This is a genomic window from Serratia sp. CY55921 (assembly GCF_052167655.1).
GTDB classification, from domain to species: Bacteria; Pseudomonadota; Gammaproteobacteria; order Enterobacterales; family Enterobacteriaceae; genus Serratia; species Serratia ureilytica.
Genome location: NZ_JBJNMU010000001.1, coordinates 2,115,233 through 2,128,646, shown reverse-complemented (window position 1 = coordinate 2,128,646; position 13,414 = coordinate 2,115,233). Strand labels below are relative to the sequence as shown.

The following is a 13,414-nucleotide window of genomic DNA, read 5'->3' as shown; positions in this document are numbered from 1 at the left end:
GATCGGCGGGTTGACATCCTGCTTTGAGAGTTGCAGGCAGGGTCAGCGCGCGTCTTCGGCCGTTGCCGCAGAACGTTCCGCCAAACGATGGCCGAGGAAGAAAAACAGCAGGCTGAGCAGCGCGGCGACGATCAGCATCACGAACATCAGCGGCGGCGCGGCGTAGCTGAGCATGACCCCGCACAGCACCGGGTTGATGGCGCCGCCCAATGCGCTGAGGTTCTGTACGCCATAGTAGCTGCCTTTCAGGTGCGGCGGCGCGATAAAGTCGATGAACATGTATTCCACCGGGATAACGATGATCTCGCCTAAGGTAAACACCGCCATCGCCGCCAGCCATAGCCAGATCGCCTGGCCGGCCACCATAAAACCGAGCAGCCCGACGATGAAAAACAGCGTGCCCAGCGCCAGCCAGCGCAGCATATTCTCCTGGCGCATGCCGCGGCTGAGCAGGTATTGCAGGGCGATGACGATACCGGCGTTGACAATCATCACCAACCCGATGATTTTGTAGGCGAACTCGGTGCTGGAGACGGTGATCAGGTACTGCGACAGATAGCCCGTGAACTGACCGAACACCACCGCGCCCAGCGTGCTGCCGAGGGTGAAGTAGATCAGCCGCCGATCGCTGCGCAAGATGGCCAGCGTTTGGCGGAAGTTGGCCAGCGCGGCCGGTGCGGCGGCGCTGGGTGCCGGGCGCTGTTCACCACCGCGCAAGCGCAGGCTCAGCGCCGTCACCGTCGCCAGCGCCAGGCCGCCTGACAGGTAGAACGGCAGCAGCGGACTTAGCCCGGCCACCAGAACGCCGAGCGCAGAGCCGATCGCCCAGCCGACGTTGACCAGCGTGTAGTTGATTGAGAAAGCCTTGATGCGCTGCTCGACCGGCAGCCAGTCGGCGAAACAGGCCTTAATGGTGATGCTCAGCACCGAATAACAGGTATGCAGGATCGCCAGCACCACGATCACGCCGCCGGGACGCGGGATCCAGGGAATGGCGAAGAAACTCAGCGCGAACAATAAAATCGACAGCAGGATCAGGCGGTTTTTGCTGAATTTGTCCACCAGATAACCGCCGTACAGGCTGGCGATGATGCCGAGGGTGAGGCTGACGCCCAGGATCACGCCCACGCTTTTCGGCAACAGCTGGAAGTGCTCCGTGAGGTAGATGGTGATGAACGGCAGCGTGACGCCGCGGCCGATGGTCAACACCAGCGAACTGGCCAGCAGTACGTTGATCAGCGAGGGGAATCCCTTCATTTTAAACCTGTTTATGCATACAGTTATTGGGCGATGCAGATAACATAGCGCATTTTGGCGGGGACGGAAGGGGGCTGCCGATATTTATCTAAAAAACAGAGGCTGCGTCGGCAGCCTCGTGAAAAACAGCATTATTTACCGTGTTCGGCCTGCAGCGTGGCGAACCACGGCTGAACGAAATCGCTGCTGCTGCCCCAGCCGGGGATGATCTTCGCCAGGCCGGCGACGTTGACCGGCCCCGGTTGCGCCAGCAGCAGCGCCTGCGGAATGACCGCCGCTTTGAACTGATAGTTGTCCGGCGTGCTTTCCCCGGCGATCTTGTTGGCCACCAGGCGCAGGTTGACCGCGCCGATCAGCTTCGGATCCACCGCCACGCTGACCTGCCACGGGCTGCCGGCCTCGCGCATCAGCTGTAAATCCTGATTGGAGATATCGATGCTGTACAGCTTGATTTCGGTGCGGCCGTTCTCTTTCAACGCCTTGTAAGCCCCTTGGGTAAAGGCGTCCCACGTGCCCCAGATGGCGTCGATCTTGCCTTTCGGGTATTTCGCCAGCACCGCGCCCACCTTGTTGGCGGTATCGCCCTGCACGTCGGATGAGACCGCGCCGATCGATTCCAGCTCATGAATGCCCGGATGCTGTTTCAGCAACTGCTGGTAAGCGGCCTGACGGCGCTCCATCGGCGGGAAGCCGGCCACCCACAGCTTGACAATATTGGCCTGGCCGTTGAAATCCTTCACCAGTTGGCCGAAGGAGGCATTGGCCAGTGAAGCGTCGTCCTGCTGCGAGACGGTGACGCCGGGAACGCTGCCGCTGACGTCGGTATCGAAAGCCGCGACGGCGATGCCGGCCGCCGCGATGCGCTTGACCAGGTCGGTGGAATAGGGGGCTCGCCCCTGCGAGAGAATGATGCCGTCATATTTCTGGCTGATAGCCTGATTGACGAAGTCCTGGAAGCGCGCGTCGTCGCCGTTGCTGAGGAAGGTATCCACCTTGAAGCCCAGCTTGCGCCCTTCCTGAATGGCGCCCGCCAAAAATTGCGTGGTGTTGTCGTCGGATCCGAGGTTGCGGATCACCGCGATGCGCACCGGCCCCTGATGCTGAGCGATGGCGGCGGGTACGGTGGCGTTTTCCGCCGCCTGCAGCGGCAGGGCGGACAACAGACTGAGGGCGAGCAGCGAAGTCTTGAGGTTTTTCATTATTATAGGCTCCAAAAAAGCAGGGAAACGATCCCGGTGAAGGTCTGTTATAGCAGTCTTTCTGTCTGGACGTCTATTTTGGGTTTCGGAGCATCATAGCCGGATGCGGCGGGCAGGGGAATCAGGGCGGTTATGACTTTTTCTTCATGCTTATAACGTGGGGGTTGGGGCAATAAAAAAAAAAAAGGGCCGAGCAAGCTCGACCCTCCCTACGCCGCGCATCTGCGCGATTACTTGACCTGCATGCCAGGCTGCGCGCCGCTGTCCGGGCTCAGCAGGAAGATCTCTTTCCCGCCAGGGCCTGCCGCCATCACCATGCCTTCTGACACGCCGAAGCGCATTTTACGCGGCGCCAGGTTGGCGACCATGATGGTCAGACGGCCTTCCAGCGCTTTCGGGTCCGGGTAAGCGGAGCGAATGCCGGAGAAGATTTGGCGCGATTCGCCGCCCAGATCCAGCTGCAGCTTCAGCAGCTTGTCGGAGCCCTCGACAAAGTCGGCGCTCTTGATCAGGGCGATACGCATGTCGACCTTGGCGAAGTCGTCGAAGGTGATGGTTTCCTGGATCGGATCGTCAGCCAGCGGGCCGGTCACCGGCTTGGCGGCGGCCATGTCTTCTTTCGAGGCGCTGACCATCTCGTTGACCTTGTCCAGATCGATGCGGTTGAACAGCGCTTTGAACGCGTTCACCTGATGGCCCAGCAGCGGCTGCGGGATCGCGTCCCAGCTCAGCTCGGCGTTGAGGAACGCTTCGGCGCGTTCGGTCAGCGAAGGCAGCACCGGCTTAAGGTAAGTCATCAGCACGCGGAACAGGTTGATGCCCATCGAGCAGATGGCCTGCAGATCGGCGTCGCGGCCTTCTTCCTTCGCCACCACCCACGGCGCCTGCTCATCCACATAGCGGTTGGCCAGATCGGCCAGCGCCATGATTTCGCGGATTGCGCGGCTGAACTCGCGGGCGGCGTAGGCTTCGGCGATGCTCTGTGCCGCGTCGACGAAGGTCTGGTACAGCGCCGGATCGGCCAGGGTGTCGGCCAGCTTGCCGCCGAAGCGCTTGTTGATAAAGCCGGCGTTGCGCGAAGCCAGGTTCACCACCTTGTTGACGATGTCGGCGTTGACGCGCTGCACGAAGTCTTCCAGATTGAGATCGATGTCGTCAATGCGTGAAGAGAGCTTGGCGGCGTAGTAATAGCGCAGGCAGTCGGCGTCGAGGTGCTGCAGGTAGGTGCCGGCCTTGATGAAGGTGCCGCGCGACTTGGACATCTTGGCGCCGTTCACCGTCACGTAACCGTGCACGAACAGGTTGCTCGGTTTGCGGAACTGGCTGCCTTCCAGCATCGCCGGCCAGAACAGGCTGTGGAAGTAGACGATGTCCTTGCCGATAAAGTGGTACAGCTCGGTGGTGGAGTCTTTGCGCCAGAACTCGTCGAAGTCCAGATCGCCGCGCTTGTCGCACAGGTTCTTGAAGGAGCCCATGTAGCCGATCGGCGCGTCCAGCCAGACGTAGAAGTATTTGCCCGGCGCATCCGGGATTTCGAAGCCGAAGTAAGGCGCATCACGGGAGATGTCCCATTGCTGCAGACCGGATTCGAACCACTCCTGCATCTTGTTTGCCACCTGCTCTTGCAGCGCGCCGGAGCGCGTCCACGCCTGCAGCATTTCGCTGAAGGCCGGCAGGTCGAAGAAGAAGTGCTCAGAGTCGCGCATCACCGGCGTCGCGCCGGAAACCACGGACTTCGGATCGATCAGTTCCGTCGGGCTGTAGGTGGCGCCGCACACTTCGCAGTTGTCGCCGTACTGATCCGGCGATTTGCATTTCGGGCAGGTGCCTTTCACGAAACGGTCCGGCAGGAACATGCCTTTCTCCGGATCGTACAGCTGAGAAATGGTGCGGTTCTTGATAAACCCGTTTTCTTTCAAGCGGCTGTAAATCAGGGTGGACAGCTCACGGTTTTCATCGCTATGTGTCGAATGATAGTTGTCATAGCTGATGCCAAAGCCGGCGAAATCCTGTTGGTGCTCCTGGCTCATCTCCGCGATCATTTCTTCCGGTTTAACGCCCAGTTGCTGCGCTTTCAGCATGATCGGCGTGCCGTGCGCGTCGTCCGCGCAGATGAAATGCACTTCGTGGCCGCGCATTCGTTGGTAACGCACCCAGATATCCGCCTGGATGTGCTCGAGCATGTGGCCGAGATGGATGGAACCATTTGCGTACGGTAGCGCGCACGTCACCAATAATTTTTTCGCGACTTGAGCCATAGTGAGAACTTGCTTTCTGTAATGAATAAAAGGGCCTTCGATGTTAACCGATCGCGCCCTTCGCTGCTAGGGCGGTTTCTTACAGGTTATACGCGCCAGCCGCCGCGCAGTTCTGGTATGCTTAGCCGGAAGCTACCCATTCAAAATCAAGGAGCCGGGATGAACGCAAAATCCCCTGAGCAGACCAACCCCGAAGTTCTGCGCGCCCTGGTGACCGGTGTACTGGCCGCCTTTGAACACCCGACGTTGAAAAACAACCTGACTGCGCTGAAGGCTATTCATCACTGCGCATTATTGGACGACGTACTGCATATCGAATTGACGATGCCGTTTGCCTGGCAGAGCGGTTTTGAAGCGCTGCAGGCGAGCGTCGGCCCTGAGCTGTTGCGTGTGACCGGCGCCGCCGCCATCGACTGGAAGCTGAAACACGATATCACGACGCTGAAACGCGCCAACGGCCAAGCCGGGATCAAAGGCGTGCGCAACATCATCGCCGTCAGTTCCGGCAAAGGCGGGGTGGGGAAATCCAGCACCGCCGTCAACCTGGCGCTGGCGCTGGCCGCCGAAGGCGCCAAGGTCGGCATTCTGGATGCCGACATCTACGGCCCGTCTATCCCCAATATGCTGGGCACCGAACATGAGCGGCCGACTTCGCCGGACGGGCAGCACATGGCACCAATCATGGCGCACGGGCTGGCGACCAACTCCATCGGTTATCTGGTGACCGACGACAACGCCATGGTGTGGCGCGGCCCGATGGCCAGCAAGGCGCTGATGCAGCTGCTGCAGGATACGCTGTGGCCGGATCTGGATTACCTGGTGCTGGACATGCCGCCGGGCACCGGCGACATTCAACTGACGCTGTCGCAGAACATTCCGGTGACCGGCGCGCTGGTGGTCACCACGCCGCAGGATATCGCCCTGCTGGATGCCGCCAAGGGCATCGTGATGTTCGAGAAAGTGCATGTGCCGGTGCTGGGCATCGTGGAAAACATGAGCGTGCACATCTGCAGTAACTGCGGCCACCATGAGCCGATCTTTGGCACCGGCGGCGCCGAGAAGTTGGTGCAGAAATATAACAGCCGTCTGCTGGGGCAGATGCCGCTGCATATCTCGCTGCGCGAAGATCTGGATCGCGGTACGCCGACGGTGATCAGCCGTCCGGAGAGCGAATTCGCCGACATGTATCGTCAACTGGCCGGCCGCGTGGCGGCGCAGATGTATTGGCAGGGCGAGGCGATCCCGACGGAGATTGCGTTCCGCGCGCTGTAATCAGCCTATCGCAATGCAAGAACCCGGCTTAAACGCCGGGTTTTTTTATGGGGTAGGGGTAGGCTTGTGCAGGTCGGCACGGGTATAAGGGCGTTCGATCTGCGCCAGCGTTTTGGCGATATGTTCCAGCAATCCCTGAGTGGGGGCCGGCTGCCGCTGCCCCATCAGCGCCAACGGCAAGGCCAGCGCGATGACCAAATGCGGCCAGGCAAGCTGTGGTCGCGCTTTCCCTCGCTGCAGCCATAAAAACAGCGCGCTGGCCAGGTAGCCTAAAATCAGCCCGCTGATGACTTCGGATACCGAATGCACGCGGATTTCCAGGCGCGACACGCCGATGGTGAAAGGCAATATCCACCCGGTCAGTAAAGCGATGCTACGAATGGGGTGGGAAAAGCGACCGGTCAACGTCCAAAGCAATGGTGGCCAGATGCTTGCCGCGAGGGCCGAATGGCCGCTGAATCCGGTGAAGTCATAACTTGCGCTACCAATGCCCCAGCCCATAAAGGCCAACTTGGACAGGCAGACCAGCCCGCCGGTGAAACCGAAAATCAGCGCCCATTGCCAGCCTGCAACGCGGGTGGCGGAAAACACGATCAGCAACAAAAACAGAATCAGCGCGCAGGGCAGCAGCAGCATGCTGTCGCCGAAAAAAGTCAAAAAATACCAATCCAGCACATCATTCTCCGATGAAAGACTACGGGGTCCCTAAGTCAGCGCAGGAGTGTAACCTGTTGCGGGGCATTGCCCTAGCCGTGAGATTCTTAAAATGTCATATCGCCGGTAGGGCGCGATCGCCTGAATTCGCCCGCCGTCGCGCAATATACAGTGGCGCAAACCCCGACGACTCCCTATAATTGTCGCGTTTTAGTTCCCTCCCTTCACATTACGAAATCAGGTCTTTAATTTTATGACTGACAATCCGCATCAGTGCGTCATTATTGGTATAGCTGGCGCATCTGCCTCCGGAAAAAGCCTTATTGCCAGCACGTTGTACCGCGAACTCCGCGAGCAGGTCGGCGATGAGCACATCGGCGTTATTCCAGAAGACAGTTACTATAAAGACCAGAGTCACCTGACCATGGAAGAACGGGTCAAAACCAACTATGACCACCCGAGCGCCATGGATCACAACCTGCTGTTCCAGCATTTGCAGATGCTGAAGGCGGGCAAAGCGATCGAACTGCCGCTGTACAGCTACACCGAGCACACGCGCAAGAAAGAAACCGTCCACCTGAAACCTAAAAAAGTCATTATTCTGGAAGGGATCTTGCTGCTGACGGATATCCGCTTGCGCCAGGAGATGAATTTCTCGATCTTCGTCGACACGCCGCTGGATATCTGCCTGATGCGCCGCATGAAGCGCGATGTCAACGAGCGCGGCCGCTCGATGGATTCGGTGATGGCGCAATACCAGAAGACCGTGCGCCCGATGTTCCTGCAGTTTATCGAACCTTCCAAACAGTACGCCGATATCATTGTCCCGCGCGGTGGCAAAAACCGCATCGCGATCGATATTCTGAAAGCCAAAATCAGCCAATTCTTTGAATAATGCCGCTTAATGGCCGGAAATGTGTATTTCCGGCCGGTGGCCAACTATTTGCACCCCGGCGTAGACCTTTCGCCCGTTGTGTGGCAATTTTTGTTTAGTTACGCGTTTTGATGGAGAAGAGAGACATGAGACTGTGCGACCGCGATATAGAAGCCTGGCTGGATAGCGAGAAACTGGTGATTTCCCCGCGTCCGCCGCTCGAACGCATCAACGGGGCCACAGTAGATGTCCGTTTGGGCAACCAGTTCCGCGTATTCAGCGGCCATACCGCGCCTTTTATCGATCTCAGCGGGCCGAAAGACGAAGTCAGCGCCGCGTTGGATCGCGTGATGAGCGACGAGATTGTCCTGCCGGAAGGCGAGGCGTTTTTCCTTCATCCCGGCGAGCTGGCCCTGGCGGTGACGTTCGAATCCGTGACGCTGCCGGACGATCTGGTGGGTTGGCTCGACGGCCGTTCTTCTCTGGCGCGCCTGGGGTTGATGGTGCACGTCACTGCGCACCGTATCGATCCGGGCTGGCACGGACGCATCGTGCTGGAATTTTACAACTCCGGCAAGCTGCCGCTGGCGCTGCGGCCGGGCATGCTGATCGGGGCCTTGAGCTTTGAACCGTTGTCCGGCCCGGCGGCCCGGCCATACAACAGCCGGCAGGACGCAAAATATCGCGATCAGCAGGGCGCAGTAGCCAGTCGAATCGACAAGGACTAACGGCGCGGGATGCACCGTCGGTGTGGCGCTGACAAGAGGGTGGCATGAGAAGATTACTGACGACATTGGCGATTTTACTGGTGGTCGTGGTGGCGGGGATGTCCGCGCTGGTACTGCTGGTCAATCCGAATGATTTTCGCGGTTACATGGTCAAAAAGGTCGAGCAGAAGAGCGGCTATCAGCTGACGCTCGAAGGCGACCTGCGCTGGCATATCTGGCCGCAGCTCAGCATTTTGGCCGGGCGCATGACGCTGACCGCGCCGGGCGCGAAAGCGCCGGTAGTGAGCGCGGAAAATATGCGCCTCGATGTCAAACTGTTGCCTCTGCTGTCGCATCAGCTGTTTGTGAAACAGGTGATGCTGAAAAACGCCGTCATTCGCCTCACGCCCGATAGCGAAGAGCATTCGCAGATGGATGCCCCGATCGCGCCGGCCGGCACTGGTACAGACGCGACAGACGCGGCCTGGAAGTTCGATATCGATAATCTGCGGGTCGTGGACAGTCTGCTGATTTGGCAGCGCGCCGACAATGAGCAAATCAATGTCCGGGATATCAATCTCACCCTGCAACAAACGCAGACGCGACAGGCGCAGCTGGAACTTTCCAGCCGGGTCAACCGCGATCAGCGCGACCTGACCTTCAGCATGGCGGCCGATGTCGACTTGCAGCAGTTCCCTCGCCAGATTGGCGCCAAAGTCACCCAGTTCAATTATCAACTGGCGGGTGCGGATATTCCGAACGGCGGTATTCAGGGAGAGGGCAATGCGCAGGTGGTCTATCAGCAGACGCCGGCGCAGATTGCCGTCAGTCAGCTGAGCGTCAGTGCCAATAACAGCCAATTGACCGGCGATATCAGCGCCACGCTGGGGGCGGTGCCCGGCTATGTGGTGAACCTCAATTCGGCTAACCTCGATCTCGATGCGCTCTCCGGCTGGCAATCCAGCACCAATACCGCCGAACAACCCGCCGTGACTTCCGCGCCGGTGATCGCCAGCCAGGTTGACGATCGGCAGCAGAATTTAGAGGCGCTGCGCGATTTCAATGCGCAGTTGAATCTGCAGGCCGCGCAGTTGACCTATCGCGGTATGAACGTCTCTCAGTTGGCCGTCGTGGCGGACAACCAACGCGGACTGCTGACGCTGCATAAACTCGCCGGACAATTGGCCGGCGGTGATTTCTCCTTGCCGGGCTCGCTGGACGCGCGCGGCAATAAACCGGTGATCAGCGTGCAGCCGGCGCTGAACCAGGTTGAACTGGGCACGGTGCTCAAAGCCTTCGACATGCCGCAGATGTTGACCGGCAAATTCAGCATGAAAGGGGATTTGACCGGCGATCGCCTCTCTTCACAGTCATTTGAGCACCGCTGGCGCGGTACGGCGCAGCTGGCGATGCAGGATGCGCAGCTGCATGGCCTGAACATTCAGCAGCTGATCCAGCAGGCTGTGGCGCGCAACGATAACAGCGTGCGCGGGCAAGACAGCTATCAGCGTTATACCGAGGTCAAAAACGTCTCGGCGCAGGCCAGCCTGAATCAAGGCACGATCAAGCTCAGCGGTCTGACGGCGGATTCGCCTTTGCTGGCGCTGACCGGCGCCGGCAGCATCGATATGCCGGGCAAACAGTGCGATATGGCGCTTAACGTGCGCGTCACCGGCGGATGGCAAGGGCGCGGCGAGCTGATCGAGCAACTGCAAAAAACGCCGATCCCGCTGCGGGTCTATGGGCCGTGGCAACAGCTCAATTATCAACTGCAGGTCGATCAAGTGTTGCGTAAAACGCTGCAGGATCGGGCTAAAGATGCGCTGAACAAATGGGCTGAAAAGAACAAGGATTCGCGCGAAGGTCAGGATCTGAAAAAGCTGCTCGACAAGCTGTAATCCCTCCGATGCGGGCCACAGTGTGGCCCGCGTCAATATCGCGGTTCCCGCGATAATTTCTCTCCGTTACCTTGATGAAGGTCATGAAGACCTCTGCTCAGTTTGTGCAGAGTAGGGGCCAGTTTTGCTATTACTGTGCGCTTGAGCGCGAAAAAATGACGAGTTGAGGAAACATGATAGAGCTCCTTATTGGCGCCGCAGTCGCGGCGGGCGTGGGCCGTTATATTATCAAGGGATATTCCGCTACCGGCGTCTTGTTGGTGGGAGGGCTGCTGCTGCTCGGCATCAGCGCCCTGATGGGGAAAACGCTGTTGCCGTCCGGCGCCGCCTCAACCGGCTGGCGCGCGACCGATATGATTGAATACGTCAAGATTTTGCTGATGAGCCGCGGCGGCGATCTCGGCATGATGATCATGATGCTGTGCGGCTTTGCCGCCTACATGACGCATATAGGCGCCAACGACGTGGTCGTCAAGCTGGCTTCGCGTCCGCTGCAGATGATCAATTCGCCTTATCTGCTGATGGTGGCGGCGTATTTTGTCGCCTGCCTGATGTCGCTGGCGGTCTCTTCCGCCACCGGCCTCGGCGTGCTGCTGATGGCGACGCTGTTCCCGTTGATGGTGAACGTGGGCATCAGTCGCGGCGCGGCGGCTGCCATTTGCGCTTCGCCGGCGGCGATTATTCTGGCGCCGACGTCCGGCGACGTGGTGCTGGCGGCCAAAGCGGCGGAGATGCCGCTGGTGGACTTCGCGTTCAAAACCACGCTGCCTATCTCGATTGCCGCCATTGTCTGCATGGCTGTGGCGCATTTTTTCTGGCAGCGTTATCTCGACAGAAAGAGCAATGAACAGCATCACATCATGGACGTCAGCGAAATCAAAACCCATGCGCCGGGATTTTACGCGATATTGCCGTTTACACCGATCCTCGGCGTGCTGATTTTCGACGGCAAATGGGGACCGGAGCTGCACATCATTACCGTGTTGGTGGGTTGCATACTGTTGGCGGCATTGATTGAGTTCGTGCGCAGTTTCAGCGCGAAACAGGTATTCAGCGGCCTGGAGGTAGCCTATCGCGGCATGGCGGACGCATTCGCCAGCGTGGTCATGCTGTTGGTGGCCGCCGGGGTCTTCGCGCAAGGGTTGAGCACCGTCGGCTTTATCAGCGGGTTGATCGGGCTGGCGCAGTCGTTCGGCACCGGCGGTTTGATCATGATGTTGGTGCTGGTGGTGATCACCATGCTGGCGGCCATGACCACCGGCTCCGGCAATGCGCCGTTCTATGCGTTTGTCGAACTGATCCCGAAACTGGCGGCGCAAATGGGCGTTAACCCGGCTTATCTGGTGATCCCGATGCTGCAGGCGTCTAACCTCGGCCGCACGCTGTCGCCGGTCTCCGGCGTGGTGGTGGCGGTCTCCGGCATGGCGAAAATCTCACCGTTCGACGTGGTGAAGCGCACTTCGGTGCCGGTGATTGTCGGGCTGGTGGTGGTGATCGTGGCGACGGAGTTGCTGGTTCCCCAGTAAAACCAAGGCCGGGCAATGCCCGGCCTCAATGTTAAACCTCGTAGTCCTCCGGTGGGGGAGGCGGGGTGATTTTCACTTTCAGGATACGGTGGCTGTTGACCTCCAACGGCTCGAACAGGTAGTCACCGATCGTGATTTGTTCGCCTTCTTGCGGCACGCGCTGGCTGTGTTCCATCAGCAGCCCCGCCAGCGTGTGGTATTCGCGCTTTTCTTCCAGCGGCATCGGCAGGTACAACACCAGATCTTCCAGCGGCATATAGCCGTTGGCGATCCAGCTGCCGTCCTCGTTTTGCTGAATGTCGTGGCGTGCATCCACCTCTTCGCCGGCCTCCGGCAAGTTGCCGGCGATGGTTTCCATCACGTCCGTCAGGGTGACGATGCCTTCGACGGAACCGAACTCATCGACCACAAAGGCAAAGTGCGTCTGTGCCTGGCGGAATTGCTCAAGGGCGCTCAACAGCGTGAGCTGTTCCGGGAAGATCAACGGTTGGCGTATCAGCGCGCGCAGATCCAGCGGCGCCTGCGCCAGCTGCTGTTTGAGGACGTCGATAGTGTGGATAACGCCCAACGGCTCATCGCTGGCGCTGCTTTCTACCACCACGATGCGCGTGTGTTGATTGCGCTCCAGCAATTGCGTCAGCTTCTCCTGCGGATCGTTCAGCTCAAGGTATTCGACGTCGTGACGCGAGGTCATGATGCTGCTGACCGTGCGCTGCGCCATACCCAGCACGCGTTCGATCATGCGCCGCTCTTGCTGATTGAAGATCTCGCCGTTTTCGCTGTCGCTGTCGGCCAGCAGATTGGCGGAATGACTGTCGACCTCGGCTTCTTCATGTTTGCCGCTCAGCATGCGCAGTACCGCCTCGGCGGTACGCTCGCGCAGCGGCCGCACCTTCGACAGGAAACGACGGCGGTTGAACTGCGCCAGTTGGTTCAATGCTTCGATCATCACCGAGAAGCCGATCGCCGCGTAGAGATAGCCTTTCGGAATGTGGTAGCCGAAGCCCTCCGCCACCAGGCTGAAACCGATCATCAGCAGGAAGCTCAGGCACAGAATGACGATAGTCGGGTGAGCGTTGACGAAGCGCGTCAGCGGTTTGCTGGCCAGCAGCATCAGGCCGATGGCGATACAGACCGCGATCATCATCACCGCCAGGTGGTCGACCATGCCGACCGCGGTGATCACCGAGTCGAGCGAGAAGACGGCATCCAGCACCACGATCTGCGCCACCACCGGCCAGAAGCGCGCGCCTTTGCGTGTGCCATGCTGCTCTTCATCCTTGCCCTCCAGCCGCTCGTTCAGCTCCATGGTGGCTTTGAACAGCAGGAATATCCCGCCGACCAGCATGATCAGATCGCGGCCGCTGAAGGGGTGTTCTGCGACGATGAACATCGGTTTGGTCAGCGTCGCCAGCCACGAGATGGAGGCGAGCAACGCCAGACGCATCACCAGCGCCAGCAACAGACCGACGACACGAGCCTTATCTCTTTGTTGTTTTGGTAGTTTATCCGCCAGAATGGCGATGAAGACAAGGTTGTCTATACCCAGAACGATTTCCAGCACGACCAATGTGGCCAGGCCGGCCCAAATTGTTGGATCAGCGATCCATTCCATACGCCCAATTTCACCTGTAAGTTCTACGGCTTATGCCGCACGGGAATGATGGGCGCTGAGGCGGCAAAATTCAACTCTAATCGAGAGGACGTGGATGAAAACAGGTTATTTTGGCTGACAAAAGTGCTCAGTAATCTGAATCACGTTTAAGTGT

The 13,414-nt window shown here is 59.2% G+C and carries 10 protein-coding genes; 5 read left to right on the top strand and 5 right to left on the bottom strand.

Features of this window, described 5'->3' with window-relative positions:
- Positions 1-42 precede the first annotated feature (42 nt).
- The 3 genes from ACJ8M3_RS10260 to metG form a co-directional block, all read right to left on the bottom strand.
- Positions 43-1,257 (bottom strand): MFS transporter, encoded by a 1,215-nt coding sequence (locus tag ACJ8M3_RS10260; RefSeq protein WP_442514660.1) that lies wholly within the window; start codon positions 1,255-1,257, stop codon positions 43-45.
- 131 nt (positions 1,258-1,388) lie between these two features.
- A complete protein-coding gene (locus tag ACJ8M3_RS10255; protein ID WP_047572131.1) occupies positions 1,389-2,456 on the bottom strand; it encodes a sugar ABC transporter substrate-binding protein in 1,068 nt (355 codons plus the stop codon).
- A gap of 230 nt (positions 2,457-2,686) precedes the next feature.
- The gene (gene metG / locus ACJ8M3_RS10250) at positions 2,687-4,714 is read right to left on the bottom strand and encodes a methionine--tRNA ligase (RefSeq protein WP_046686707.1); all 2,028 of its coding nucleotides are present in this window, start codon (positions 4,712-4,714) and stop codon (positions 2,687-2,689) included.
- Positions 4,715-4,873: 159 nt separating this feature from the next.
- On the opposite strand from metG, the gene apbC reads away from it, so the two are divergent.
- Entirely contained in the window at positions 4,874-5,986 is a 1,113-nt protein-coding gene (gene apbC / locus ACJ8M3_RS10245) for an iron-sulfur cluster carrier protein ApbC (protein ID WP_004938926.1), read from the top strand.
- Positions 5,987-6,031: 45 nt separating this feature from the next.
- On the opposite strand, the gene ACJ8M3_RS10240 is transcribed toward apbC, so the two are convergent.
- Entirely contained in the window at positions 6,032-6,661 is a 630-nt protein-coding gene (locus ACJ8M3_RS10240; RefSeq protein ID WP_089196801.1) for a phosphatase PAP2 family protein, read from the bottom strand.
- A gap of 232 nt (positions 6,662-6,893) precedes the next feature.
- Between ACJ8M3_RS10240 and udk the strand changes: the two genes are divergently transcribed.
- From udk to dcuC, 4 genes are all read left to right on the top strand, one after another.
- Entirely contained in the window at positions 6,894-7,535 is a 642-nt protein-coding gene (gene udk, locus ACJ8M3_RS10235; protein WP_033642454.1) for a uridine kinase, read from the top strand.
- A gap of 125 nt (positions 7,536-7,660) precedes the next feature.
- Complete coding sequence (gene dcd / locus ACJ8M3_RS10230) at positions 7,661-8,242, top strand: dCTP deaminase (protein WP_019454407.1); 582 nt, start codon at positions 7,661-7,663, stop codon at positions 8,240-8,242.
- A gap of 44 nt (positions 8,243-8,286) precedes the next feature.
- Positions 8,287-10,119 carry an outer membrane assembly protein AsmA gene (gene asmA, locus ACJ8M3_RS10225; protein WP_089196802.1) on the top strand — a complete coding sequence of 611 codons (1,833 nt, stop codon included), beginning with the start codon at positions 8,287-8,289 and terminating at the stop codon, positions 10,117-10,119.
- 173 nt (positions 10,120-10,292) lie between these two features.
- Positions 10,293-11,645, top strand: coding sequence for an anaerobic C4-dicarboxylate transporter DcuC (gene dcuC, locus ACJ8M3_RS10220; protein ID WP_033642456.1), 1,353 nt, complete (start codon positions 10,293-10,295; stop codon positions 11,643-11,645).
- 31 nt (positions 11,646-11,676) lie between these two features.
- Here dcuC and ACJ8M3_RS10215 read toward each other — a convergent pair whose 3' ends face one another.
- On the bottom strand, positions 11,677-13,260 hold the full coding sequence (locus tag ACJ8M3_RS10215; protein ID WP_046686711.1) for a TerC family protein: 1,584 nt from the start codon (positions 13,258-13,260) through the stop codon (positions 11,677-11,679).
- Positions 13,261-13,414: the final 154 nt, after the last annotated feature.